Here is a 24813-nt window from a genome sequence, read left to right on the forward strand (position 1 = left end):
CTGATGCTGGAATCAGTTGACCGGTTCACCACGGTCGTCCACGTGCACACCGTCCTCCGACAACGGGACGGGCGGCTGCTGCTCAGCAGGCGTGCCCTCCAACTCCCCGGCGGCGGCTGGTGGCAGCTGCCCGGCGGCCACCTGAACGCGGACGAGTCCGTTGCAGCCGGTGCGGTCCGGGAGCTGGCCGAGGAGACGGGCATCGTCGTCGAGACGCAGGACCTGGCCTTCCGCCATCTGATGCACCACCGCAACCGCGCCGGTGCCTCCCGCGTCAGCGTCTTCTTCGAGGCTCTGCACTGGTCCGGCGAGCCGCGCAACATGGAGCCGGACCGCTGCTGCCGGATCGGCTTCTTCTCCGAGGACGAACTGCCCTCCCCGCTGCTCCCCCAGGTGGCCGGCGCCCTCACCGCGCTGCGCGACGAGGCCGCGTTCTCCGTCGCGGGCTGGACCGACGAGCCGGCCCCGGCCGGCTGACGACAGGTGGCCCTCCAGGCCTCGCCCGGTCAGAGGGCCCAGTGTGCAAGTTGCACTGGGCCCTCTGGCGTTGCGGCGTGACTACCGCCGTTCGTGATCGCCCTCGAAGAGGCCGCGCATGACCACGGCCCGGCCTGGATCACGTGGCGGATCTGCTTCCGGTAGACCTCTTCAGCAACGGAACGGTCGCCTGTCCGGGCTACGGCGCCGAAGCCCCCCGATCTGCCGCGTGACCGTCAGTGGACGGCGTCGAGCCGGGCTCGCTGATCAACTGTCAGCTCCAGGTCCACCGCGGCCAGATTCTCCTCCAGTTGCGCCAGGGACGACGCCCCGGCCAGCGGGATGACCGGCAGCTCGCCGCCGATCTGCCAGGAGAGGACGACCTGGTTGACGGTGGCACCGGTCTCCCGGGCGACGGAACGCAGCTCGACGAGCCGGGCCGGGGTACCCGGGTGGTCGTAGTCCGGCGGCAGCGGCTTGTCCTCGCGTACGTACGCACCGGCGAGCAGCGGGGAGTAGGCGACGAGGGTCAGGGCGGGCTCAGCCCGCAGGTAGCCGAACAATTCGGGGCCGGCGTGGCCGAGGCTGCCGTCCGGGAAGAGGTCGCTCGGCACGTCGAACCGGGGGCGCAGGTGGCTGTGCTGGTACTGGAGAACCTCGCATCCGGGCAGCCCGGCCGCGGCGGCCAGCGCCCGGGCCCGTTCGACCCGCCACATCGCCTGGTTGCTGACGCCGAGGAGTCCGACCGTACCCTCCGCGGCCAAGGCGCCGAATCCCTCGACGGTTTCCTGCTGCGGTACGGAATGGTCGTCGATATGTGCGTACAGCAGGTCCAGCTTGTCGACACCCAGCCGTTCCCGGCTGGCCTCGGCCGCTTCGCGGATCGCCTTGGCCGACAGACCCTCCGGGTTGTCGACGAAGCCGGTGCCGGGAGCCAGGGGACGGGCGCCGAGCTTGGTGGCGATGACGATCTCGTCACCGACGCCCCGGCTGCGCCGCCACCGGCCCAGGACGTTCTCGCTGTGACCGCCCTGTCCCCCGTCATTTCATGGTTGTTCTCCCATTCGGCCCGGTAGTCCGGGCTCGATGAGGAGTCTGCATTTTGAAGTGCACTCCAGGTCAAGCGTTCCTGGGCTCCCAGGGGCGGAATCCCCGGGCGCCCCGGCGGCGGACGTCAGCCCACTGCCGGCAATGGCCTGACAAAGGGCAGGCCCAGGCGTTGTCGGTCAGCACGCGTTCGATGCGGGTGATGCCGAGTTCCTCGCGGATGACACCCTCCCCAGGCGCACATCGCCGCGCAGCACTGCTCGTCCAGTCCTGCCCAGAGCTGGACCTCTCTCACTTGGTGCGGCCGGACATCACTCCCACAGCGACGGCAAGACGCAGCCCTACCCGAAAAATGACAGGCGGACCTGACGGTTTGCATTGTCGCGATTTGTATCCACCAGGCACACCGACTGCCATGTCCCCAGCTCCAGGCGTCCCGCGATCACCGGCAGGGTCGCGTGTGGGGGTACCAGGGCCGGGAGTACGTGGTCGCGGCCGTGGCCGGGGGTGCCGTGGCGGTGTTGCCAGCGGTCGTCGGCCGGGAGCAGGGTGTGGAGGGTGGCGAGGAGGTCGTCGTCGCTGCCCGCGCCGGTTTCCAGGACGGCGATTCCGGCGGTGGCGTGCGGGACGAAGATGTTGAGCAGGCCGTCGCGGCCGGAGGCTGCCCGGGTGAGGAACTGCTCGCAGTCCGGTGTCAGGTCGGTGACGGTCTCCGTCGAGCCCGTCGTGAGCTGCAAGACGGTGGTGGCGAAGGCAGAAGACATGGGCCCATCCTGCCGTGGGCCGGGGGCGAAACCGTTGAGCGACGGGCCCACGGGAAGTTCCGTGGGCCCGTCGTAGTTGGTAGAAGCGTGAACGATATCGGGATGCGGTCGGTGGACGTCGTGGTGATCGGTGCCGGGCAGGCGGGGCTGTCCGCCGCGTATCACCTGCGGCGCGTGGGGCTGGAGCCGGACCGGGACTACGTGGTCCTCGACCACGCACCGGCGCCCGGCGGCGCCTGGCAGTTCCGGTGGCCGTCGCTGACGTACGGCAAGGTGCACGGTATGCACGCGCTGCCGGGGATGCGGCTGACCGGTGCGGACGACGAGCGGCCCTCGTCCGAGGTCATCGGCGCGTACTTCGACCGGTACGAGCGCGCCTTCGGGCTGCGCGTGCACCGGCCGGTCGAGGTCGGCGCCGTACGAGAGGGCGCAGGCGGACGACTGCTCGTCGAGACCTCCGAGGGTACGTACGCGACGCGCGCCCTGATCAACGCCACGGGGACGTGGGACCGGCCCTTCTGGCCCCGCTACCCCGGGCAGGAGACCTTCCGGGGCCGGCAGTTGCACACGGCCGGCTATCCGGGCCCGGCCGAGTTCGCCGGGCAGCGGGTGGTCGTCGTCGGCGGCGGGGCCTCCGGCACCCAGCATCTGATGGAGATCGCCGTGGTGGCGGCAGAGACCCACTGGGTCACGCGCCGACCGCCCGTCTTCCGGGAAGGGCCCTTCGGTGAGGGCCAGGGGCGGGCGGCCGTGGCCATGGTGGAGGACCGTGTCCGGCGGGGGCTGCCGCCGCAGAGCGTGGTGAGCGTGACCGGGCTGCCCGTCAACGACGCCATCCGGCGCGCCCGCGAGTCGGGGGTACTCGACCGGTTGCCCATGTTCGACCGGATCACGCCGTCCGGTGTCGCCTGGGACGACGGCCGCCGTGTCGACGCGGACGTCATCCTCTGGGCCACCGGCTTCCGCGCAGCCATCGACCATCTCGCCCCGCTCCGGCTGCGTGAGCGCGGCGGCGGCATCCGTGTCGAGGGCACCCGCGCCGTACGCGACCCGCGCATCCACCTGGTCGGCTACGGCCCCTCCGCCAGCACCATCGGCGCCAACCGGGCCGGGCGCGCCGCCGTGCGGGAGGTCATGGAGCTGTTGGGGCGAGCGTCTGGGGGCGGGGCTACGAGTGCGGAGGCGGCCGGAGCGCCGGTCCAGGACCTCGCCCGGGCCGCCGCGTACGTCTGAGATCCGCGCAAGGCTGCACCCCTCGAGCCCACACGCCGCGGGCCTCTCACCCCTTCCCCGACTCCCGGCGGTTCCGGTTGAACTCCGCGACGTTGCGTTGCTGTTCCGCGTAGTCGTCGGTGAAGCGGGTGTCGCCCGGGGCCACCGTGACGAAGTACAGCCAGGGGCCCGCGGTGGGGTTGATGGCCGCGGTCATCGCCTGTTCCCCCGGATTGCCGATCGGGGTGGGCGGGAGGCCCTTGCGGGCGTAGCTGTTGTACGGGCTCTCGATCCTCGTGTCACCCGTGCTGGTGTCCAGCGTGCTGCGGTTCATCGCGTAGTTGAGGGTGGAGTCCATCTGGAGCGGCATGCCCCGGTCGAGCCGGTTGTGGATGACCCGGGCCACCTTGCCCATGTCAGCCTCGGTGTCGGCCTCGGCCTGGACGATGCTGGCAATGGTCACCGTCTGGTAGACGGTCACGTCGTTCCGTCGCGCGCCGGCGGTGATGTGGTCCGCGCCGAAGCGTTCGACCGCTGTGTCGGCCATGTAGCGCAGCAGGCTCTTCGTGGTGGTCGCGGAGGTGACCGGGTACGTCGCCGGGTACAGGTAGCCCTCGGGGTTCCCCTTCGCCCCGGCCGGGAGCGGCAGGTCCGCTGTCGGTGCGGCCTTCGTGGTGGTGCCGGCGGGCTCGCCGAGGGCCTTGTCGACGGCCGCGTAGACCTGGGTCGCGCGCCACCCCTCGGGGATGACCAGCGTGCGGGCGGTCTTCTCGGTCTTCGGTTCCCTGGTGAGCAGGGGGACGAGCACGGCTGCGGCCACGACGAGGACGAGGACGGCGCCGGTGAGCAGCGTCAGGCGGCCGCGTCGGGTCAGGCGCGTCCTGCGGCGGGGCGGGGTGACCGGGGGCGGGGTCTCCGGGGTCTGGTGCGCCATGCGGGCACGCTAACCCGCGCCGGTCGTGTCTCGGGGGAGGCTGTTCCCGGCGGTCGGTCATCAGCCGCCGACCGGGGTCAGTTCGGTGTCCCGGCGGACCAGTGCCGCGTACCGTCCGTCCTGCTGGAGCAGTTCTCGGTGGGTGCCGCGTTCCGCTGTGCGGCCGCCGTCGAGGACGACGATCTGGTCGGCGTCGCGGACGGTGGAGAGCCGGTGGGCGATGGTGATCGTGGTGCGTCCGGCGGACAGGGCGTCGATCGCCTCCTGCACGGCGAATTCGGTACGCGTGTCGAGGGCGCTCGTCGCCTCGTCGAGGATCAGCACCGGCGGGTCGCGCAGGATCGTCCGCGCGATGGCCAGGCGCTGCTTCTCACCTCCGGAGAAGCGGTATCCGCGTTCGCCGACGAGGGTGTCGTAGCCGTCGGGGAGCGAGGCGATGTGGTCGTGGATCTGCGCCGCGCGGGCCGCTGCCTCGATCTGTTCGTCGGTCGCGTCCGGCTTCGCGAAGCGCAGGTTCTCGGCGACCGAGGCGTGGAAGAGGTAGGTCTCCTGCGAGACGACGCCGACGGCCCGGGCGAGGGTGTCGAAGTCGAGGTCGCGCACGTCGACCCCGTCGAGGGTCACCCGGCCGCCGGTCACGTCGTACAGCCGGGGCACGAGGTAGCTGAGGGTGGACTTGCCGGAGCCGGTGGGGCCGACGACGGCCAGTCCCGCTCCCGCGGGCACGGTCACGTCGACGCCGCTGAGGGTCGGGCTGCTCTTCTCGTCGTAGCTGAAGTCGACGTTCTCGAAGCGGACCTCGCCGCGGATCTTGTCGAGGTGCACCGGGTTCTCCGGCTCGGTGATGTCCACGGTGAGGTCGAGGTATTCGAAGATCCGCTGGAAGAGCGCGAGTGACGTCTGCATCTGCACGCCGGTGGAGAGCAGGCTCACTGCGGGGCGGAAGAGGCCTTGCTGGAGCGAGACGAACGCGACGAGGGTGCCGATCGAGACGGCTGGTCCGCCGGACTGCAGGGCCATGCCTGCCGCCCAGTAGATGACGGCGGGCATGGCGGCCATGACGATGCCGATCGTCGACATCCGCCACCGGCCGGCCATGCTGGCGCGCACTTCGAGGTCGACCAGCCGCTCGGACTCCTCGGCGAAGCCCTGGGTGAGCGAGTCGGAACGGCCCATGGTGCGGCCGAGCAGGATGCCGCTGACGGAGAGCGACTCGGTGACGGTGGCCGCCATGGCGGCCATCTGCTTCTGGCGCTGGGTGGTGATCTTCTTGCGTTCGCGGCCGACCCGGCGGCTGATCCAGACGAAGACCGGCAGCAGGAGCAGCGAGACGACGGTGAGCCGCCAGTCGAGCGCGAGCATGGCGACGACGGTGGCGATGACCGCGGTGAGGTTGGAGACGAGTGAGGTCGCCGTCGAGGTGACGGTGGCCTGCATGCCGCCGATGTCGTTGGCGATCCGGGACTGCACCTCGCCCGTGCGGGTGCGGGTGAAGAAGGCGAGCGGCATCCGCTGCAACTGTGCGTAGACGGCGGTGCGCAGGTCGTGCATGACGCGCTGGCCGACGGTGGTGGAGATGAGGGTCTGCAGCACACCGAAGACGCTGTTCATCACGGCGGTGAGGATCATGCCGAGGGCGAGCAGCGTGAGCAGCCCGGTCCGCCCCTGCGGGAGGGCGGTGTCCAGGATCTCGCGCAGCAGGAACGGCGAGGCGACCGACACCAGCGACGAGGCGCCGACGAGCAGTCCGACGACCGCGAGGCGGCCGCGGTAGGGGCGGAAGAGGCGGAGGATCCTGCGCAGCTCGGCGGGTGGCTGGGCGGCGTCCTTGGACGGGGGTGTCCAGGTGGGTTCGTCGGGTTTCATGGGCTCCTTCGTGGGGCGTGCGGCGGGCGCGGCCGAGGGTGGCGGGCGCGCCCGGACTGCGTGCGGGCAGGGCCGCCCGGACGCGGGAATCGCGACCGTGACAGTCGAGCCGAACAGGAGCATAGCTCATTGTTACCCATACTCACAATGAACAGGGTCCTGATAGTGTTGTCCCCATGGATTCCCCCGACCCCGACGGCGTGCTCGCCGAACAGCTGCTGCGGCTGACGCGCAGGCTCCAGCGCATCCAGAGCCGCCAGCTGGAGCCGATCGGCATCACGCCGGCGCAGTTCCGGCTGCTGCGCACCGTCGCGCACTACGACGGACCGCCCCGGATGGCGGATCTCGCGCAGCGTCTCGACGTGGTCCCGCGCGCGGTGACGACGCTGGTGGACGCCCTGGAGGCCGGTGGCAGGGTGCGCCGTGTCCCAGATCCGGACAGTCGTAGGGTGGTCAGGATCGAGATCACGGACGAGGGCATCGCCACGCTCCGCTCGCTGCGTGACGCGCGCCGGGCGGCCGCGGAGGAGATCCTGGCTCCATTGACCGCCGACCAGCGCGAGGTGCTCGGCGGCCTGCTGACCGCCCTGGTCAACGGAATGCCGGAGCGCCGCTGCTGACCGGACGCGGGAAGCGGCGCCGAGCCGCCGGACCGACAAGCCGCCGAGGAGAACCATCATGCCGCTGCTGGAGCCGGACCCCGACACCCTGCGCCCCTCGGCGGTGCGCCCGCCCGCCCACGACCGCGTCCCCGACGCGCAGGCCGCGGGCACTCCGGAGACACTGCGCGACGAGCTGACCGCCCTGCTCGGCGCGCACAAGGTGCTCTGGAAGATCTCCGACCTGGTGAAGTACGCCTCCGACGCCAGCCCGTACCGGTTCGTACCCCAGGTGGTCCTCGTCCCCGAGGACATCGACGACATCTCCGCGATCCTGTCGTACGCGCACGGCAGGGGCCGCAACGTCGTCTTCCGCGCCGCCGGCACCAGTCTCAACGGCCAGGCCCAGGGCGAGGACATCCTGGTCGACGTCCGGCGGAACTGGGCGGGCGTCGAAGTCCTGGACGACGGCGCCCGCGCCCGTATCCGCCCCGGGACGACGGTCGTACGGGCCAACGCGGCCCTCGCCCGGCACGGCCGGCTGCTGGGCCCCGACCCGGCCAGTGCCATCGCGTGCACGGTCGGTGGGGTCGTCGCCAACAACGCCTCCGGCATGACCGCCGGCACCACCCGTAATTCGTACCGGACCGTCTCCTCGCTCACCTTCGTGCTGCCCAGCGGCACCGTCGTGGACACCGGCGATCCGGCCGCCGACGAGGAGCTGGCCCGGGCCGAGCCGCGCCTGTGCGAGGGGCTGCTGGCGCTCAAGGCGGAGATCGAGGCCGACGCCGCACTCACCGACCGCATCCGGGCCAAGTACGAGATCAAGAACACCAACGGCTACCGGCTGGACGCGTTCCTGGACGGCTCGACCCCGGTGGAGATCCTGCGCGGCCTCATGGTCGGCTCCGAGGGGACGTTCGGCTTCATCTCCGAGGTCGTCTTCGACACCCTGCCGCTGGACCGCCGGATCTCCACGGCGCTGCTGTTCTTCCCCTCACTGACGGCCGCGGCCGCCGCTGTGCCGCTGTTCAACGAGGCGGGCGCCATCGCCGTGGAGCTGATGGACGGCAACACCCTGCGCGCCTCCGTCAGCGTGCAGGGCGTCCCCGCCGACTGGGCCGGGCTCCCGAAGGCGACCGCCGCGCTGCTGGTGGAGTTCCGGGCCCCGGACGAGGAGGGCCAGGAGGCGTACGAGCGGGCGGCGGCCGATGTGGTGCGGAAGCTGGAGCTGGTACGGCCCGTCACCTCGGTGACCAACGAGTTCACCCGGGACGCCCGCACCATCTCCGGCTACTGGAAGACACGCAAGGCCTTCGTCACCGCGGTCGGCGGCTCCCGCCCCTCGGGGACGACGCTGATCACGGAGGACTTCGCCGTCCCGCCCTCCCGGCTGGCCGACGCCTGCGAGGCGCTGCTCGCGCTCCAGGCGGAGCACGGCTTCGACGCCGCCGTCGCCGGTCACGCCGCGCACGGCAACCTCCACTTCCTGCTGGCCTTCGACGCGGCGCGCCCGTCCGACGTCGACCGCTACGCCGCCTTCATGGCCGACTTCTGCCGGCTGACGGTGGAGCGGTTCGACGGATCGCTCAAAGCGGAGCACGCGACGGGCCGCAACATCGCCCCCTTCCTCGAACTGGAGTGGGGTCCGCGGGCGACCGAGCTGATGTGGCGTACGAAGCAGGTCATCGACCCCGACGGGGTCCTGGCCCCGCGGATCGTCCTCGACCGCGACCCGAAGGCCCATCTGCGCGGGCTGAAGACCATTCCGAAGGTCGAGGCGGTCGCCGACCCGTGCATCGAGTGCGGCTTCTGCGAACCGACCTGTCCCAGCCACGACCTGACCACCTCACCGCGCCAGCGCATCGTGCTGCGGCGGGAGATGATGCGGCAGCCCGACGGTTCGCCCGTCGAGACGGGTCTCGTCGACGCCTACGGCTACGACGCCGTGGACACCTGCGCCGGTGACTCCACCTGCAAGCTCGCCTGTCCGGTCGGGATCGACACGGGCGCCATGATGAAGGACTTCCGCCACCAGCGGCACTCCCCGCGCGAGGAGCGGATCGCCGCGCTCGCCGCCAAGCACTTCGGCAAGGCGGAGACGGCGGCGCGGCTCGCGCTCGCCGCGGCGAGCCGGATCGACGACCGGCTGCTGCAGGGCGTCACCCGGCTCGCCCGCCGCGCGGTGCGCCCCGACCTGGTCCCCGAGTGGCTGCCGGAGATGCCGGGAGCCGCTTCCCGTAAGCTGCCGCGCACCTCCCGGGCGGGGGCGAGCGCGGTCTACTACCCGGCCTGCGTCAACCGCATCTTCGGCAGCCCGGACAGTCATCGCGGCCCGTCCCTGCCGCAGGCCGTGGTCGCCGTGTCGGCCCGTGCGGGGAAGCCCGTCTGGATCCCGGACGACGTCAGCGGGACCTGCTGCGCCACGATCTGGCACTCCAAGGGGTACGACTCCGGCAACGCCGTGATGGCGAACCGGATCGTGGAGGCCGCCTGGGGCTGGACGGCCGGCGGAAGACTGCCGCTGGTCGTCGACGCCTCCTCCTGCACGCTGGGCATCGCCCATGAGGTCGTTCCGTATCTCACCGAGGACAACCGGCAGTTGCACCGCGAGCTGACGGTGGTCGACTCGCTGGTCTGGGCGGCGGACGAGCTGCTGCCGGAGCTGACGGTGCTGCGGAAGTCTGATTCGGCCGTGGTGCACCCGACCTGTTCCATGGAACACCTGGACGACGTCGCTCAGTTGCGCGCCGTCGCGGAGGCCTGCGCGCACGAGGCCGTGATCCCCGACGATGCCGCGTGCTGCGGATTCGCGGGCGACCGCGGGATGCTGCACAAGGAGCTGACGGAGTCCGCCACCGCGAAGGAGGCGGCCGAGGTACGGCCCCGGGAGTACGACGCGTATCTCTCGGCCAACCGGATGTGCGAGATCGGCATGGACCGGGCGACGGGCCGTTCGTACCACTCGGCTCTGATGGAACTGGAGTGGGCGACCCGCCCGGGGCCCGCCTGAGCGGCGACCCGTCAGGCGCGGAGGCTGGCCCGGTCGCCCATGACGACGACCGGGTGCTGCTTCGGGTCCAGGGTGCGCAGTAGTTGTTCCATGGCCTGCTTCGAGACGCTCACGCACGCCGAGGTGCCACTGCCGTGGTCCATGTGCAGCCAGATGCTGCCGCCCTTGGACTGGCCCTGCGGGCGCGTCGGGTCGTTGGGCGGCGTGCCCTTGACCCGGTTGTAGTCGATGGCGATGACGTAGTCGAAGTCGTGCCAGTGGGACTTGGCCCAGTAGTGCGGCGCCTGGATCGAGGCGGTCTGCGTGTACGGGATGCGGGCGCCCGGATCGGGCAGTACGCCGGCCGCGTCGCTGAGGGTGAAGACGCCGACGGGGCTTCGCTTGTCGTCCTCGTGATGGTCCGCCGTCCAGCCCTTCTTGCCGTTGTGGCCCTTCCAGCCGGCCGTCTTGTCCCAGGTCGAGCCGGACTTGGTGTAGAGCACGACGGTGGAGTCCGCGGAGTTCTTGCCCTCGCCGTAGACGGCGACGACCTGGCGGGACTCGGCCGGGATCTTAGACTGGAGCCGGTCGCCCACATCGGGGATGCGCTTGAGGTCGGTGGTCGGAGCCTTCGTACGGCCCTTCTCGGCAGCGGCCGGCCTGTCGGCGCCGCCCTTGTGCGCGTCGTCCCCGTTGCCGCAGGACGTCAGGGTCGTGAGCAGGACACCACAGGCGGCCGCCGAGACCACCACTCGTACCGCACCGGCTATATGCATTCGTCCATGCTCGCACCTGGCGATGTGCGCCTTCGCCCGCCCCGGGCCCGCCCGGCGAAAGCGTGCCGAATCTTTACCCGCCCCTGCCCGCGCAGCTCTACGCGCTGTCCCTCTCCCCCGGCATAAAACCGTTTGCCGCGTCCCCGGCGCTACGCGAGGCTTGCACGGTTTGGTTCCCCCGTCTGCGCAGCCCGCAGGCGATCCAGTGCTGCCCCGACGCGCTTCCGCTGCGCCTCGCGGGCCCGGTTTCTTCCGATCCTTTGGGATGTCATGCACATTCGCGATCTTCCGTACTCGGATCCCGGCGATCCCGACGTCCGTTCGGGTCCCCGCTTCCTGATCTGGCTGGGCCGCAATCAGATTCGCGGCCAGCTCAAGTCCCTGCTCTGGGGGCTGCTGCACCAGTGCTCGATCGCGGGTTACCCGCTCGCGGTGGGGCTCGCAGTCCAGGCGGTCGTCGACCGGTCCGGGAACCGGCTCGCGCTGGCCGGCGCGCTGACCGCGCTGCTGGGCGTGCTGACCGCGGTGAGCGACGCCATGGTCCACCGCAGCGCCATCAGCAACTGGATCACCGCCGCGGCCCGGGTCCAGCAGCTGCTGGCCCGCAAGACCGCGGAGCTGGGTTCGCTTCTGACGCGCAGGGTCGCGGCGGGCGAGGTGGTGGCGGTGTCCACCGGTGACGTGGAGAAGATCGGCTGGTTCGTCGAGGCCCTCTCCCGCTTCCTGGCCGCCGCCGCGGCACTCGTCGTGGTCAGCGTCGGGCTCCTCGTCTATCTCCCGTCCCTGGGCATCCTCGTGGCGATCGCCATGCCGTTCCTCGCCCTGTCCGTGCTGCCGTTGCTGCCCCGTGCCACCCGCCGGGCCGACGTACAGCGCGAGAAGGGCGGCAAGGCCACCGAACTCGCCTCGGACACCGTGGCCGGGCTGCGCGTCCTGCGCGGCATCGGGGGCGAGGAGCTGTTCCTGGACCGCTACCGGCGCGCTTCGCAGGAGGTCCGCAAGGCCGCCGTGCACAGCGCCCGGATGTGGTCGCTGATCTCCGCGGTCCAGGTGCTGTTGCCGGGCGCCCTGCTGCTGGCCCTGGTGATCCACGGCGCCGCACTCGCCCGGGACGGCGTGATCGAGGTCGGTCAGCTGGTGACGGTGTACAGCGCGGTGACGCTGATGCTGTTCCCCCTGCGGAACGTGGAGGAGATCGCGCAGGCCTACTCCTTCTCGCGGCCCTCCGCCGAGCGTGCCGTGCGGGTGCTGTCGCTGCGCCGTACCACCCGGGCGGCCACGGCCACCACCGTCCCGTCCGGCGACCTGTACGACCCGGCCACCGGACTGCTCGCCCCGCAGGGCCTGTTCACCGCCGTGGTCTGCGGCGACCCCGACGAGGCGGGCCGACTGGCGGAACGCCTCGGCGGCCACGCCCAGCCCGACCCGTCCGACGTCCCCGAGCCGCCCTCCGTCCTGCTGGGCGGCGTACCGCTCGACGACCTGGAACCGGCCGCGGCGCGGACCGCCGTCCTCGTCCAGGACAAGGACCCGGTGCTGCTCTCGGGCACCCTGCGCGAGCTGCTGGACGTGCCCTCGTCCGGGCGGGTGGAGCCCGGGGCCGCCCTGACCGCGGCCCAGTGCGACGACGTGCTGGCCGCGCTGGCCCAGGCCTCCCCCGACCCGGACTGCGAACCGCTGGACACCCGGATCACCGAGCGCGGCCGGTCCCTGTCCGGGGGCCAGCGCCAGCGGCTCGCACTGGCCCGGTCCCTGCTGACCGACCCGGACACCCTCGTCCTCGACGAGCCCACCTCCGCGGTCGACTCGCACACCGAGGCCCGGGTCGCCGCGGGCGTCAAGGCGCTGCGCACGCACCGTACGACCGTCGCCTTCTCGTCCTCGCCCCTGCTGCTGGACCTGGCGGACCGGGTGGCGCTGGTGGACGGCGGCACGGTCGTGGCGGTCGGCACGCACCGCGATCTGCTGCGCTCCGAGGAGCGCTACCGGGCGGTCGTCGCCCGTGACACCGACGACGAGATGGCGCCCGCGGCCGCACCTGAGCGGCACGAGGGCATCGGCACCAACCAGGAAGTCGAGGAACGGGCATGAGAGGAGAGGCAGTGACCGGCGTCGCCGCACCGGCCCACGGGACACCGGCCCGGCACACACCCGCCCACCAGCCACCCGCCTACGACCCGGCGGCCCCGGAGACGGCGACGACCCTGCCGGTCGCCGGTCCCACGACCGTACGGGCGTACGTCGTACAGCTGCTGCGCCGCCACCGGAAGCCGTTCGTCGTGGTGACCCTGCTCAACACGCTGGCGGTGATCGCCTCGATCGTCGGCCCGTATCTGCTGGGCGGGCTCGTCGAGGACCTGTCCGACGGCGTGCGCGACCTGCATCTGGAGCGCACCGCCGTGGTGTTCGCGCTGGCGCTCGTCGTGCAGACGGTGGCCACCCGGATGATGCGGCTGCGCAGCGCCATGCTGGGCGAGGAGATGCTCGCCGACCTGCGCGAGGACTTCCTCGTCCGGTCGGTGCGGCTGCCGCCGGGGGTGCTGGAGCGGGCCGGTACGGGCGATCTGCTGTCCCGGATCACCACGGACATCGACCGCCTCGCCAACGCCATGCGCGAGGCCGTGCCGCAGCTGACGATCGGCGTGGTGTGGGTGGGGCTGCTCGTCGGCGCCCTCACCGTCACCGCTCCCCCGCTGGCCCTCGCGGTGGTCGTGGCGCTGCCCGTGCTGCTCATCGGCTGCCGCTGGTACTTCCGCCGGGGTCCGTCGGCGTACCGCTCGGAGGCCGCCGGTTACGCGGCGGTCGCTGCGGTGCTGGCGGAGACCGTGGACGCCGGACGGACCGTGGAGGCGCACCGGCTGGGGGCGCGCCGGGTCGCCCTGTCCGATCTGCGCGTCAAGCAGTGGACCGCATGGGAGCGGTACACGCTGTTCCTGCGCACGGTGCTCTTCCCGGTCATCAACATCACGTACGCGACGATCCTCGGCGCGGTCCTGCTGCTGGGCGGCTGGTTCGTCATCGAGGGGTGGCTCACCGTCGGCCAGCTCACCACGGGTGCGCTGCTCGCGCAGATGATGGTGGACCCGATCGGCCTGATCCTGCGCTGGTACGACGAGTTGCAGGTGGCTCAGGTGTCGCTGGCGCGGCTGGTGGGCGTCCGGGAGATCGAGCCGGACGCGGGCGACGCCGCGATCACCCCGGAGGGCCGTGACGTGCGGGCGGACGAGGTGCGCTTCGGGTACGTGGAGGGGGTCGACGTGCTGCACCGGGTGTCGCTGGACATCGCGCCGGGTACGCGGCTCGCGCTGGTCGGCCCGTCGGGTGCGGGCAAGTCGACGCTGGGCCGGCTGCTGGCGGGGATCTACGCTCCCCGGACCGGCGGGGTCACGCTCGGCGGGGCCGAGCTGTCGCGGATGGCGACGGAGCAGGTGCGGTCGCACGTGGCGCTGGTCAACCAGGAGCACCATGTGTTCGTCGGCTCGCTGCGGGACAACCTGCTGCTGGCCCGTACGGACGCCGAGGACGCGGAGCTGTGGGCGTCGCTCGCGGCGGTCGACGCGGACGGCTGGGCGAGGGCGCTGGAGGACGGGCTCGACGCCGACGTCGGCTCGGGCGGTCTGGTGGTCACCCCGGCGCAGGCCCAGCAGATCGCGCTGGCGCGGCTGGTCCTGGCCGATCCGCACACGCTGGTCCTGGACGAGGCGACCTCCCTGCTCGACCCCCGGGCGGCCCGCAACCTGGAGCGGTCGCTGGCCCGGGTGCTGGAGGGCCGCACGGTGGTGGCGATCGCCCACCGACTGCACACCGCGCACGACGCGGACGTGATCGCCGTGGTCGAACAGGGCCGGATCAGTGAGCTGGGCAGCCATGACGAGCTGGTGGCGGCGGACGGGGCGTACGCGGCGCTCTGGCGGTCCTGGCACGGGTGACACAGAGCCCGGGGGCCGGTCCACCGGCCCCCGGGCGGCTCAGATGACGTTCATCGCGGCCGCCGCGCCGACGCCGCCGAGGATCATGAAGACCGGCATCAGTACCTTGATCTCCACCCAGCTGCCGGCCCTGAAGCGCATGAACTTCGGCGGCCCGATCGGGTACCAGCGCTTGCGGCCCAACGGGATCGGCCACAGGATCGGACAGCCCGAGACGGTCAGGGCGTCGCCGATGTCATGGACGAGTGCGCCGAGCACGATGGGCAGCCCGAGCCACAGGTACTCCTGGCCGGGGTCGGTGAACAGCCAGTCGGCGCCGTTGCCCGGCTGGTCGAGGACGCCGGCGAGGATCCAGGCGCTGGTCGCCCCGAGCATCCACACCAGGACGTCGCTGGAGACCCGGGCGGCGCGCCAGAGCAGCCCCTCGACGGCGAGGACGAGGTGGACGAAGAGGATGGCGAGGACTCCCCACCGCTCAGCGCTGATCGCGACGGCCGAGGCACCCGCACCGATCAGGACCGCCCATACCCAGGTGTGGGTGAGGGTGCGGTGGCCGCCGTTGCGGTTGGAGTCGCCCCGCATCCGGGTGGCCTTGTAGACGGCGTGCGAGAGCTTGTCGACGATCTCGCACACCCCGCGCGAGAGGGGTCCGAAGGCGCGCGAGATGGTCGCCGACTTGTGGTCGAGGTCGGGGGCGAGCGCGGCACCCGCGCTGATCAGGGCTCCGACGACGAGGACGGGCCACGGCATGGTGTGGCCCGTGGCGGCCGCCGCGGCGCCCACCCCCAGCCAGGCCGCTGCCCCTGACAGAGAGTGTGCCGGTCCCATCATGACTGCCGAGCCCCCGTAGGTGTCGCCGAGTGCGCCGAGCGGTGCCCGGGCGCGGGATCCGGCCACCGCCGTTGCGGCGTGGCCGAGTTGCGAGGGCAGCGTATCGTCCGTGATCTTCCTGCCGTCGTCCGGTTCCCTCATCGGGGCGGAAGACAGGCAAGATGGGGGCGTGACCCTTATCGATCAGCTGCCCCCGACCGACGATCCCGACGCTCTCTTCGAGGCCTTCTCGTCCTGGACCGAGACGCAGGGGATCACCCTCTACCCCGCTCAGGAGGAGGCGCTGATCGAGGTGGTGTCCGGGGCCAACGTGATCCTGTCCACCCCTACGGGGTCCGGGAAGAGCCTGGTCGCGGCGGGTGCGCACTTCACGGCCCTGGCCCAGGACAAGGTCACCTTCTACACCGCGCCGATCAAGGCGCTGGTCTCGGAGAAGTTCTTCGACCTGTGCAAGCTGTTCGGTACGGAGAACGTCGGCATGCTCACCGGGGACGCGTCGGTCAACGCCGACGCACCGGTGATCTGCTGCACCGCCGAGGTGCTGGCCTCCATCGCGCTGCGTGACGGGAAGTACGCGGACATCGGCCAGGTCGTGATGGACGAGTTCCACTTCTACGCGGAGCAGGACCGCGGGTGGGCCTGGCAGATCCCGATCCTGGAGCTGCCGCAGGCGCAGTTCGTCCTGATGTCGGCGACGCTCGGTGACGTCCGGATGTTCGAGGAGGACCTGACTCGGCGCACCGGCCGCCCCACCTCGGTGGTGCGTTCGGCGACCCGCCCGGTCCCGCTCAGTTACGAGTACCGGCTGACGCCGATCACCGAGACGATCACCGAACTGCTGGACACCCGGCAGTCACCGGTCTACATCGTGCACTTCACCCAGGCCGCGGCCGTCGAGCGGGCGCAGTCGCTGATGAGCATCAACATGTGCACCAAGGAGGAGAAGGAGAAGATCGCCGATCTCATCGGCAACTTCCGCTTCACCACCAAGTTCGGCCAGAACCTCTCGCGGTACGTGCGCCATGGGATCGGTGTGCACCACGCGGGCATGCTCCCCAAGTACCGCAGGCTGGTGGAGAAGCTGGCGCAGGCGGGTCTGCTGAAGGTGATCTGCGGTACGGACACGCTGGGCGTGGGCGTCAACGTACCGATCCGCACGGTGCTGTTCACGGCGCTCACCAAGTACGACGGCACCCGGGTGCGGACTCTGCGGGCGCGTGAGTTCCACCAGATCGCCGGCCGGGCGGGCCGGGCGGGCTTCGACACGGCGGGCTTCGTCGTCGCCCAGGCCCCCGAGCACGTCATCGAGAACGAGAAGGCGGTCAAGAAGGCGGGTGACGACCCGAAGAAGAAGCGGAAGGTCGTCCGCAAGAAGGCGCCCGAGGGCTTCGTGGCCTGGTCGGAGACCACGTTCGACAAGCTGATCCAGTCCGATCCGGAGCCGCTGACCTCGCGTTTCCGGGTCACGCACACGATGCTGCTGTCCGTGATCGCCCGGCCGGGCAACGCCTTCGAGGCGATGCGGCATCTGCTGGAGGACAACCACGAGCCGCGCCGGGCGCAGTTGCGGCACATCCGCCGGGCCATCGCGATCTACCGGTCGCTGCTGGACGGCGGTGTGGTGGAGCAGCTGGACGAGCCGGACGCGGAGGGCCGCATCGTGCGGCTGACCGTCGACCTCCAGCAGGACTTCGCGCTGAACCAGCCGCTGTCGACGTTCGCGCTCGCCGCTTTCGAGCTGCTGGACCCGGACTCGCCGTCGTACGCGCTGGACATGGTCTCCGTGGTGGAGTCGACGCTCGACGACCCGCGCCAGATCCTGGCCGCGCAGCAGAACAAGGCGCGCGGTGAGGCGGTCGGGCAGATGAAGGCCGACGGCATCGAGTACGAGGAGCGGATGGAGCTGCTCCAGGAGGTGACGTACCCGAAGCCGCTGAGCGAGCTGCTGTGGCACGCGTACGACGTCTACCGGCGCAGCCACCCGTGGGTGGGCGACCATCCGGTGTCGCCGAAGTCGGTGATCCGTGACATGTACGAACGGGCCATGACGTTCACGGAGTTCACCTCGAACTACGAGCTGGCGCGCACCGAGGGCATCGTGCTGCGGTATCTGGCGAGTGCGTACAAGGCGCTGGAGCACACCATTCCGGACGACCTCAAGTCCGAGGACCTGGAGGATCTGATCGCCTGGCTGGGCGAGATGGTCCGTCAGGTCGACTCCAGCCTTCTCGACGAGTGGGAGCAGCTGGCCAACCCCGAGGTGGAGACCGCCGAGCAGGCGCAGGAGCGGGCGGACGAGGTCAAGCCGGTCACGGCGAACGCCCGCGCGTTCCGGGTGCTGGTGCGCAACGCGATGTTCCGCCGGGTGGAGCTGGCCGCGCTGGACCGGGTCCGCGACCTGGGCGAGCTGGACGCGGACGCGGGCTGGGACGAGGACGCGTGGGGCGAGGCGATGGACGCGTACTGGGACGAGTACGAGGAGCTGGGCACCGGTCCCGACGCGCGCGGTCCGAAGCTGCTGAAGATCGACGAGGACGCGGCGCACGGTGTGTGGCGGGTCCGGCAGACGTTCGCCGACCCGAACGGCGACCACGACTGGGGGATCAGCGCGGAGGTCGACCTCGCCGCGTCGGATGAGGAGGGCCGGGCGGTCGTGCGGGTCACGTCCGTGGGCCAGCTGTGAGAGTGGAGAAGGACGGCATGACGAACCCCGCCGAGCGCCTGGTCGATCTGCTCGACCTGGAGCGGATCGAGGTCAACATCTTCCGGGGCCGCAGTCCCGACGAGTCGCTGCAGCGGGTCTTCGGCGGACAGGTCGCGGGTCAGGCGCTCGTGGCGGCGGGCCGCACCACGGACGGGGACCGGCCGGTGCACTCGCTGCACGCCTACTTCCTGCGGCCGGGCCGTCCCGGGGTGCCGATCGTGTACGACGTGGAGCGCGTCCGGGACGGCAGGTCGTTCACGACCCGCCGGGTGACGGCCGTCCAGCAGGGCCGGACGATCTTCAACCTGACGGCGTCGTTCCACCGGCCCGAGGAGGCCGGCTTCGAGCACCAACTGCCGCCGGCCCGGGTGGTGCCGGATCCCGAGGAACTGCCGACGGTCGCCGAGGAGGTGCGCGAGCACCTGGGCGGTCTGCCGGAGGCCCTGGAGCGGATGGCGCGGCGCCAGCCGTTCGACATCCGCTACGTGGACCGGCTGCGCTGGACGCGGGACGAGATCAAAAACGCGGATCCGCGCAGCGCGGTGTGGATGCGCGCGGTCGGCCCGCTGGGCGACGATCCGCTGGTGCACACGTGTGCGCTGACGTACGCGAGCGACATGACGCTGCTGGACGCGGTCCGCATCCCGGTGGAGCCGCTGTGGGGTCCGCGCGGCTTCGACATGGCGTCGCTGGACCACGCGATGTGGTTCCACCGGCCGTTCCGGGCGGACGAGTGGTTCCTGTACGACCAGGAGTCGCCGGTCGCGACGGGCGGGCGGGGTCTGGCGCGCGGCCGGATCTACGACCGGTCGGGCCATCTGCTGGTGTCGGTGGTGCAGGAGGGCCTGTTCCGGCGGCTGGGCGACGCGCCGTCCGCGTAACGGCTCAGGTGCCGGGGAGCACGTCCTGACCGACCTCGTGCCGCCGGTGACGGATGTCGGGCGGCGCGGGGTGCGGTGCCGGAGCCCGCGAGCCCGGCCTGATCCGAACGAAAGGCCCCGGGGGGTCTCCTGTCGATTGGTCCGTACAGGGGATGCGGGGCCGCGGAGAACGCCCGGGGCGCGAGCCCTCGCGCTTGCGCCGCCCTGCGGCACGGAAGCTGGAACGCGCGCGCTGCTGTGCGGGTCGCGTCCGGCGCCCGGGGTGCGCCGGAGGAGGCGGGTCGATGACGGCGGATCAGGTGTACGTGGGGCTGGGGCTGATCGTGGTCCTCGCGGTCGGGTCGCAGTTGCTGGCGAGCCGGTTGCGGGTGCCGGCGCTGCTCGTGCTGCTGCCGGCCGGGTTCACCGTGGGGGCGCTCACCGACGACGTCGATCCGCAGCGGCTGCTGGGGGCCTCCTTCTCGCCGCTGGTGTCGCTGGCGGTGGCGGTGATCCTGTACGACGCCGGCCTGGGGCTGGACCTGAAGCGGCTCAGAGGTCACAACCGGCGGGTGGTGATCCGGCTGCTGTGGCTGGGAGTGCTGCTGACGGTGGTGTCCGCCGCGCTGTTCGCCGTACCGGTGCTGGACATGTCGGCACAGGCGGCCGTCATGCTCGCGGCGATCCTCGTCGTGTCCGGCCCGACGGTCGTGGGGCCGCTGCTCGCCTTCGTACGGCCCACCGAGCGGTTGCAGCGGATCCTCGTCTGGGAGGGCTCGCTGATCGACCCGGTCGGCGGCATTCTTGGGGCGCTCGTCTTCCACGGGGTCCTCGCGGGCAGCCGGCCGGGGTTCGGCAGCGGCCTCGGGCACTTCCTGGCCAGCGCGGCGCTGGGCGTCGGGGCGGGCGCGGTCGGCGCGGGGGTGCTGTGGCTGGTGCTGGGGCGGGTGCGGATCGGCGAGGAGCTGGCGACGTCGGTGCAACTGGCGGCCGTGATCGGGGTGGCCGCCGCCTGCGACGCGTTGCGCGACGACACGGGCCTGATCTCCGCCGTCGTCATGGGGATGGCCATGGCCAACCTGCCGGGCCTGGAGCTGCCCACGCGCCGGCCGTTCTTCGAGACGCTGGTCTCCCTGATCATCGGGCTGCTGTTCGTCTCCATCTCGGCGACGGTGACCCCGGCGTCGCTGCGGCACGTGGTGCTGCCCTCGCTGGCGCTGGTCGCCCTGCTCGTCCTGGTGACCAGGCCGCTCATCGCGCACCTGGCGGCGTCCGGTACCGATGTGCCGGTCCCGGAGCGGTGGTTCATCGGCTGGATGGCGCCCCGGGGCATCGTCGCCGCGGCCACCGCCTCCACGTTCTCGGCCGAACTCGCCGCGCACCACATCGCCGGTGCTGAGCGCATCCTGCCCGCGACGTTCGTGGTGATCGTCGCGACGGTGATGCTCTACGGCCTGACGGCGTTCCCGGTGGCGCGGCGGCTCGGGGTGCTGCGGTCGGCTCGCTCCAGGCCCCTGCTGGTGGGCGGGGCGCCCTGGGCGGTCGACCTGGCGTGCGCCCTGAGGACGGCGGGGCTCGACGTGCTGGTGTGGGCGGGCGCTGAGGAGGAACGGTCGCGGATCGAGGCGGCCGGACTGGAGCTGGCGCCCGGCGAGCTGCTGTCCTCCGCGGAGGGCATCGGCGCGGTGCTCGAGGGGATCACCGACGTGCTGCTGCTCACCGGTGAGGACGACTTCAACGCATTGGCCTCGCTCACTCTCCGCGAGAACGTCAAGGGGACGGTACGCCGCCTCGCGCCGTCCGCCGCGAGCGAGGGTGTGGTGGCCCCGTGCACGGAGGGCGAGTCGCTGTTCGACGCGGGCCTCACCCGGCCCGAGATCACCAGGAAGTACGAGGCCGGGGCGCGGGTGGTGACGCGGCCCGCGGACGGCCCGCCCGCGGCCGGTGAGCATGTGCTGTTCGTGGTGCGTCCGGAGGGCCGGCTCGTCCCGGTCACGGACGGCGAGCGCCCGGAGCCGGTTCCGGGCGACACGCTCGTACTGCTGAGGGAGCCGTGAGGCGGCCCCTTCACGCCCTCGCGCGGTGGTCCCCGCCCGTGCAGAGCGCCCAGATGATGAAGACGTCGATGGCGATGAGCACGATGGACCACAGCGGATAGTGCGGCAGCCAAGCGAAGTTGGCGAGCGCGCCGAGACCGGCGAGCAGCACGCCGAGGACGCGTGCCCAGAGCGCTCCGGTGAACAGGGCACAGCCCGCGAGCACGATGACGATGCCGAGAATGAGGTGGATCCAGCCCCAGCCCGTCAGGTTGAACTGGAAGACGTAGTTGCGCGTGGCGACGAATACGTCGTCCTTGGCGATGGCGGAGATCCCTTGCAGGATCGCCATGGCACCACCGAAGATCATCAGGATTGCGGCGAACGCGGTCCAGCCCGTTCTGAAGGGGTGGTGCGATCCGCTCGTGCCGTGAGTCGTTTGTGCTGCGCTGCCGGTACCGGCCATTTCGGGCCTCCTTCGTTGGCGTGGCCGTCCGGCGGGAACGGTGTGCCGCACCGGGCGTCCGGGTTCCAGCGTGGCACGAGCGTGCGTGCCCGGCACTACGGCGGGCAGGGGCCGTGGGAGTGCCGCTCGCACCTTCGGCGAGCGGAGGCTTATGATCACGCCGCTCTCCGCGCGGACCGGCGTACGGCCCCGTCGGTGCCGCCCCCTTCGTCCCGTGGAAAGGACCTGCCCCATGACCGAGATCGCCCCCGTGTCCGGACCCGAGCTGGTCACGTACGCCGATGAGCTGGCCGCCCTGCTGGTGGAGACCGTCGGCGGCGGCTCGTCGGTGGGGTTCCTCGTGCCGCTGGACCGGGGCGTGGCCGCCGAGTGGTGGCGCGCCCGGGCCGCGTCCGTGGAGGCGGGGCAGCTGGGGGTGTGGATCGCCCGGGACGGGGAACGCATCGCGGGGACGATCGGTCTGGTCCGGACGCCGCTGCCCAACGCCCGCCACCGCGCTGAGGTGGCCAAGCTGATGGTCCGCCCGTCGGCGCGCGGACGCGGTCTCGGCCGGGAACTGCTGGCCGCGGTCGAGCGCGCGGCGGCCGAGGAGGGCGTCACGCTGCTGGTCCTGGACACCGAGAGCGGCGGCCCGGCGGAGCGGCTGTACCGCGCGGCGGGCTGGACGGAGTGCGGGTCCGTCCCGGACTACGCGGCCGACCCGGCCGGGGTGCTGAAGCCGACGACCTTCTACTACAAGGCGGTCGGCCTCGTACCGGAGGGCGGGCGAGAATGATCCCCGAAGACACTGATGAGGAGACATCCATGACGCTGTACGACATTCCGCTGCGTACCCTCCACGGCGAGCCGACGTCGCTGGGCGACTACCGCGGCCGGGCGGTGCTGCTGGTGAACGTGGCATCGAAGTGCGGTCTGACCCCGCAGTACGCCGGTCTGGAGCGGCTCCAGAAGGAGTACGGGGACCGCGGTCTCACCGTGCTGGGCGTGCCGTGCAACCAGTTCGGCGGCCAGGAGCCGGGGAGCGCGGAGGAGATCGACACGTTCTGCTCGACGACGTACGGGGTGAGCTTCCCGCTGCTGGAGAAGACCGAGGTGAACGGCGAGGGCCGGCACCCGTTGTACGTGGAGCTGACGCGGCTCGCGGACGCCGACGGCGAGTCCGGGGACGTCCAGTGGAACTTCGAGAAGTTCCTGATCTCCCCGGCGGGCGAGCCGGTGGCCCGCATCCGCCCCCGCACGGAGCCGGACGCCCCGGAGCTGGTCGCTGCGATCGAGGCGCAGCTGCCTGCTTAGGGGGTGTCTTGTCGGTCAGGGTCGGATAGGCCGCGGCGTCTGGTGCGGTGCATCGCAAGGCGCCGGAGCGTTCTCAGTGGGGTCTCCCCTGCTCGAACGGAGTTGAGAGCTTGGGGAAGGAGCGATTAGGGCGGTTCGGCAACGCCGCGAGGTGCCGTGCCAGGCGCCGCGGACCCGGCCCTGATCGACAAGACACCCCCTAAGCGTGGCTCAGCAGCAGGGAGCCCTTGGGGTAGGTGGCATCGCCGCCCACGTTCGTCACCTGGACGCGGACGGGGGTGCCCTCCTTGATGTTGCCGGTCTTCCACGGCGTGCAGTAGGGCGAGGTGTGGCCGCGGGTGGTCGCGACGCGGTCCCAGGTGCCGTCGCGTCCTATGTCGAGCTTCACCTCGATGCTCCAGCCGTCGGCCTCGGTGTCGCAGGCGCGAATCGAGTCCCCGGGGGCGGAGCCGTACGGGTCGGCGTTCCACTCCCCGTGGCCGCCGAAGACCGCTTCGACCGTCCGCGGCTCGGCGGACGCCGTCGTCTGCGCGGTGACGACGAGCCCGAACGCCGCGGCGGCGACCGCCGCGACCCGTCCCGCACCGGACCCCACCATCTCTGCCCCCTCCATGTCCCGGTCACGATCTCCACGGGGAATCTACAGGTACATGGCAGGTGCACACCATCGTGACGGCGGGCGCGAGCGGCCCCCGGCTCCCGGCAGTGGGCCGGGAGGCGGGGGCCGCTCGTGTGCGCGGGCCGCGGGGTGCGGTCAGCGGATGGGCATGCCGGACAGGGTGCGGGCGATGACCAGCCGCTGGATCTCGCTCGTGCCCTCGAAGATCGTGTAGATCGCGGCGTCCCGGTGCATGCGCTCCACCGGGTACTCGCGGGTGAAGCCGTTGCCGCCGAGGATCTGGACCGCCTGGGCGGTGACCTTCTTGGCCGTCTCGCTCGCGTACAGCTTGGACATGGAGCCCTCGGCCGACTCGAACGGCTTGCCGGTGGTGGCCATCCAGGAGGCGCGCCAGACCAGCAGCCGGGCCGCGTCGATCTGCGTCCGCATGTCGGCGAGCTGGAAGGCGACGCCCTGGTTGTCGATGATCGGGCGGCCGAACTGGGTCCGCGTCTTGGCGTAGTCGAGCGCCACTTCGTACGCGGCCCGGGCGGTGCCGACGGCCATGGCGCCGACGGCCGGGCGGGACGCCTCGAAGGTGGCCATCGCCGCGTTCTTCACGCGCTCGCCGCCGGTGGCGGCCCGCTCGCGGGCGCGGGCGAGGCGCTGGTCGAGCTTCTCCTTGCCGCCGAGCAGGCAGTGCCCCGGTACGCGCACGTCCTCCAGGACGACCTCGGCGGTGTGCGAGGCGCGGATGCCGTGCTTCTTGAACTTCTGGCCCTGGGAGAGGCCGGGGGTGTCCGGCGGGACGATGAAGGAGGCGTGCCCCTTGGAGCCGAGCCCGGGGTCGACGACCGCGACCACCACGTGGACGTTGGCGATGCCGCCGTTGGTCGCCCAGGTCTTGGTGCCGTTGAGCACCCACTCGTCCTTGGCCTGGTCGTAGACCGCGCGGGTGCGCATCGAGGCGACGTCGGAGCCGGCGTCGGGCTCGGAGGAGCAGAAGGCCGCGACCTTCACGTCGTCGGCGTCCCCGTACATCTGCGGGATCCAGGTGCCGATCTGCTCCTCGGTGCCGTTGGCGAGGACGCCGACGGCCGCCAGGCCCGTACCGACGATGGACAGGGCGATGCCGGCGTCGCCCCAGAACAGCTCTTCCATGGCCATCGGGATGCCGAGCCCCGTAGGATCGAAGAACTGCTGGGCGTAGAAGTCGAGGGAGTAGATCCCGACCTTCGCCGCCTCCTGGATGACGGGCCAGGGCGTTTCCTCACGCTCGTCCCACTCGGAAGCGGCCGGCCGGATCACGTCCGCGGCGAAGCCGTGGAGCCAGTCACGGACCTGCTTCTGGTCATCGTTGAGCTCAAGCGTGAACTCGGCCATGTTCCCCTCCACGTGCTGCCGTCGAAACGCGTCGTTACTTGCGGTA

19 protein-coding genes and 1 pseudogene are annotated in these 24813 nt (G+C 71.5%); 11 read left to right on the forward strand and 9 right to left on the reverse strand.

The features are described 5' to 3' along the window. The first annotated feature begins 3 nt into the window (after nucleotides 1–3). Complete coding sequence (locus tag OG242_RS02800; protein ID WP_405896625.1) at nucleotides 4–477, forward strand: NUDIX domain-containing protein; 474 nt, start codon at nucleotides 4–6, stop codon at nucleotides 475–477. A gap of 236 nt (nucleotides 478–713) precedes the next feature. Here the strand turns inward: OG242_RS02800 and OG242_RS02805 are convergent. Next, nucleotides 714–1520: pseudogene (locus tag OG242_RS02805) on the reverse strand (aldo/keto reductase); the annotation flags it as partial. A 345-nt stretch (nucleotides 1521–1865) separates the two neighbouring features. Then, a complete protein-coding gene (locus OG242_RS02810; RefSeq protein WP_405896626.1) occupies nucleotides 1866–2288 on the reverse strand; it encodes a YjbQ family protein in 423 nt (140 codons plus the stop codon). A gap of 102 nt (nucleotides 2289–2390) precedes the next feature. Between OG242_RS02810 and OG242_RS02815 the strand changes: the two genes are divergently transcribed. Then, a complete protein-coding gene (locus OG242_RS02815; protein WP_405896627.1) occupies nucleotides 2391–3521 on the forward strand; it encodes an NAD(P)-binding domain-containing protein in 1131 nt (376 codons plus the stop codon). A 46-nt stretch (nucleotides 3522–3567) separates the two neighbouring features. On the opposite strand, the gene mltG is transcribed toward OG242_RS02815, so the two are convergent. Together mltG and OG242_RS02825 are read right to left on the reverse strand one after the other, a co-directional pair. Beyond that, nucleotides 3568–4434: an endolytic transglycosylase MltG gene (gene mltG / locus OG242_RS02820; protein WP_405896628.1), complete on the reverse strand. Its 867-nt coding sequence runs from the start codon at nucleotides 4432–4434 to the stop codon at nucleotides 3568–3570. A 60-nt stretch (nucleotides 4435–4494) separates the two neighbouring features. Next, a complete protein-coding gene (locus tag OG242_RS02825) occupies nucleotides 4495–6300 on the reverse strand; it encodes an ABC transporter ATP-binding protein (RefSeq protein ID WP_405896629.1) in 1806 nt (601 codons plus the stop codon). 176 nt (nucleotides 6301–6476) lie between these two features. Here OG242_RS02825 and OG242_RS02830 point away from each other — a divergent pair, with 176 nt between their 5' ends. Beyond that, nucleotides 6477–6920: a MarR family winged helix-turn-helix transcriptional regulator gene (locus tag OG242_RS02830; protein ID WP_164634194.1), complete on the forward strand. Its 444-nt coding sequence runs from the start codon at nucleotides 6477–6479 to the stop codon at nucleotides 6918–6920. Between the two features lie 58 nt (nucleotides 6921–6978). Further along, the gene (locus OG242_RS02835) at nucleotides 6979–9912 is read left to right on the forward strand and encodes an FAD-binding and (Fe-S)-binding domain-containing protein (protein WP_405896630.1); all 2934 of its coding nucleotides are present in this window, start codon (nucleotides 6979–6981) and stop codon (nucleotides 9910–9912) included. Nucleotides 9913–9923: 11 nt separating this feature from the next. Here OG242_RS02835 and OG242_RS02840 read toward each other — a convergent pair whose 3' ends face one another. After that, on the reverse strand, nucleotides 9924–10667 hold the full coding sequence (locus OG242_RS02840; protein WP_405896631.1) for a L,D-transpeptidase family protein: 744 nt from the start codon (nucleotides 10665–10667) through the stop codon (nucleotides 9924–9926). Between the two features lie 270 nt (nucleotides 10668–10937). Between OG242_RS02840 and OG242_RS02845 the strand changes: the two genes are divergently transcribed. Both OG242_RS02845 and OG242_RS02850 read left to right on the forward strand, forming a co-directional pair. Next, on the forward strand, nucleotides 10938–12758 hold the full coding sequence (locus OG242_RS02845) for an ABC transporter transmembrane domain-containing protein (RefSeq protein ID WP_405896632.1): 1821 nt from the start codon (nucleotides 10938–10940) through the stop codon (nucleotides 12756–12758). Next, entirely contained in the window at nucleotides 12755–14596 is a 1842-nt protein-coding gene (locus OG242_RS02850; protein ID WP_405896633.1) for an ABC transporter ATP-binding protein, read from the forward strand. The genes OG242_RS02845 and OG242_RS02850 overlap by 4 nt, the downstream gene beginning before the upstream one ends. Nucleotides 14597–14635: 39 nt before the next feature. Here OG242_RS02850 and OG242_RS02855 read toward each other — a convergent pair whose 3' ends face one another. After that, nucleotides 14636–15427: a metal-dependent hydrolase gene (locus tag OG242_RS02855; protein ID WP_405901488.1), complete on the reverse strand. Its 792-nt coding sequence runs from the start codon at nucleotides 15425–15427 to the stop codon at nucleotides 14636–14638. Nucleotides 15428–15596: 169 nt separating this feature from the next. Here OG242_RS02855 and OG242_RS02860 point away from each other — a divergent pair, with 169 nt between their 5' ends. From OG242_RS02860 to OG242_RS02870, 3 genes are all read left to right on the forward strand, one after another. Beyond that, nucleotides 15597–18110, forward strand: coding sequence for a DEAD/DEAH box helicase (locus OG242_RS02860; protein ID WP_405896634.1), 2514 nt, complete (start codon nucleotides 15597–15599; stop codon nucleotides 18108–18110). Between the two features lie 17 nt (nucleotides 18111–18127). After that, nucleotides 18128–19012, forward strand: a complete 885-nt coding sequence (locus tag OG242_RS02865) for an acyl-CoA thioesterase (RefSeq protein ID WP_405896635.1) — start codon at nucleotides 18128–18130, stop codon at nucleotides 19010–19012. Nucleotides 19013–19296: 284 nt separating this feature from the next. Beyond that, nucleotides 19297–21048, forward strand: a complete 1752-nt coding sequence (locus OG242_RS02870; protein ID WP_405896636.1) for a cation:proton antiporter — start codon at nucleotides 19297–19299, stop codon at nucleotides 21046–21048. A 10-nt stretch (nucleotides 21049–21058) separates the two neighbouring features. Here the strand turns inward: OG242_RS02870 and OG242_RS02875 are convergent, their stop codons facing one another. Next, a complete protein-coding gene (locus tag OG242_RS02875) occupies nucleotides 21059–21493 on the reverse strand; it encodes a hypothetical protein (RefSeq protein WP_405896637.1) in 435 nt (144 codons plus the stop codon). 232 nt (nucleotides 21494–21725) lie between these two features. Here OG242_RS02875 and OG242_RS02880 point away from each other — a divergent pair, with 232 nt between their 5' ends. Beyond that, nucleotides 21726–22268: a GNAT family N-acetyltransferase gene (locus OG242_RS02880; protein WP_405896638.1), complete on the forward strand. Its 543-nt coding sequence runs from the start codon at nucleotides 21726–21728 to the stop codon at nucleotides 22266–22268. A 29-nt stretch (nucleotides 22269–22297) separates the two neighbouring features. Continuing rightward, nucleotides 22298–22786 (forward strand): glutathione peroxidase, encoded by a 489-nt coding sequence (locus OG242_RS02885; protein WP_405896639.1) that lies wholly within the window; start codon nucleotides 22298–22300, stop codon nucleotides 22784–22786. A gap of 199 nt (nucleotides 22787–22985) precedes the next feature. Here OG242_RS02885 and OG242_RS02890 read toward each other — a convergent pair whose 3' ends face one another. Together OG242_RS02890 and OG242_RS02895 are read right to left on the reverse strand one after the other, a co-directional pair. Continuing rightward, nucleotides 22986–23384, reverse strand: a complete 399-nt coding sequence (locus OG242_RS02890; RefSeq protein WP_405896640.1) for a hypothetical protein — start codon at nucleotides 23382–23384, stop codon at nucleotides 22986–22988. 156 nt (nucleotides 23385–23540) lie between these two features. Next, on the reverse strand, nucleotides 23541–24767 hold the full coding sequence (locus OG242_RS02895) for an acyl-CoA dehydrogenase family protein (protein ID WP_405896641.1): 1227 nt from the start codon (nucleotides 24765–24767) through the stop codon (nucleotides 23541–23543). Nucleotides 24768–24813: the final 46 nt, after the last annotated feature.

The organism is Streptomyces sp. NBC_00727, assembly GCF_045161745.1.
Lineage (GTDB): Bacteria > Actinomycetota > Actinomycetes > Streptomycetales > Streptomycetaceae > Streptomyces.

What these genes read in the sequence shown, in the direction of transcription:
- OG242_RS02890 (WP_405896640.1), bottom strand. Translation starts at nt 23,384, where the DNA reads ATGGTGGGGTCCGGTGCGGGACGGGTCGCGGCGGTCGCCGCCGCGGCG.
- OG242_RS02845 (WP_405896632.1), top strand. Translation starts at nt 10,938, where the DNA reads ATGCACATTCGCGATCTTCCGTACTCGGATCCCGGCGATCCCGACGTC.
- OG242_RS02880 (WP_405896638.1), top strand. Translation starts at nt 21,726, where the DNA reads ATGACCGAGATCGCCCCCGTGTCCGGACCCGAGCTGGTCACGTACGCC.
- OG242_RS02840 (WP_405896631.1), bottom strand. Translation starts at nt 10,667, where the DNA reads ATGCATATAGCCGGTGCGGTACGAGTGGTGGTCTCGGCGGCCGCCTGT.
- mltG (WP_405896628.1), bottom strand. Translation starts at nt 4,434, where the DNA reads ATGGCGCACCAGACCCCGGAGACCCCGCCCCCGGTCACCCCGCCCCGC.
- OG242_RS02810 (WP_405896626.1), bottom strand. Translation starts at nt 2,288, where the DNA reads ATGTCTTCTGCCTTCGCCACCACCGTCTTGCAGCTCACGACGGGCTCG.
- OG242_RS02895 (WP_405896641.1), bottom strand. Translation starts at nt 24,767, where the DNA reads ATGGCCGAGTTCACGCTTGAGCTCAACGATGACCAGAAGCAGGTCCGT.
- OG242_RS02865 (WP_405896635.1), top strand. Translation starts at nt 18,128, where the DNA reads ATGACGAACCCCGCCGAGCGCCTGGTCGATCTGCTCGACCTGGAGCGG.
- OG242_RS02835 (WP_405896630.1), top strand. Translation starts at nt 6,979, where the DNA reads ATGCCGCTGCTGGAGCCGGACCCCGACACCCTGCGCCCCTCGGCGGTG.
- OG242_RS02850 (WP_405896633.1), top strand. Translation starts at nt 12,755, where the DNA reads ATGAGAGGAGAGGCAGTGACCGGCGTCGCCGCACCGGCCCACGGGACA.
- OG242_RS02830 (WP_164634194.1), top strand. Translation starts at nt 6,477, where the DNA reads ATGGATTCCCCCGACCCCGACGGCGTGCTCGCCGAACAGCTGCTGCGG.
- OG242_RS02855 (WP_405901488.1), bottom strand. Translation starts at nt 15,427, where the DNA reads ATGATGGGACCGGCACACTCTCTGTCAGGGGCAGCGGCCTGGCTGGGG.
- OG242_RS02885 (WP_405896639.1), top strand. Translation starts at nt 22,298, where the DNA reads ATGACGCTGTACGACATTCCGCTGCGTACCCTCCACGGCGAGCCGACG.
- OG242_RS02870 (WP_405896636.1), top strand. Translation starts at nt 19,297, where the DNA reads ATGACGGCGGATCAGGTGTACGTGGGGCTGGGGCTGATCGTGGTCCTC.
- OG242_RS02815 (WP_405896627.1), top strand. Translation starts at nt 2,391, where the DNA reads ATGCGGTCGGTGGACGTCGTGGTGATCGGTGCCGGGCAGGCGGGGCTG.
- OG242_RS02825 (WP_405896629.1), bottom strand. Translation starts at nt 6,300, where the DNA reads ATGAAACCCGACGAACCCACCTGGACACCCCCGTCCAAGGACGCCGCC.
- OG242_RS02875 (WP_405896637.1), bottom strand. Translation starts at nt 21,493, where the DNA reads ATGGCCGGTACCGGCAGCGCAGCACAAACGACTCACGGCACGAGCGGA.
- OG242_RS02800 (WP_405896625.1), top strand. Translation starts at nt 4, where the DNA reads ATGCTGGAATCAGTTGACCGGTTCACCACGGTCGTCCACGTGCACACC.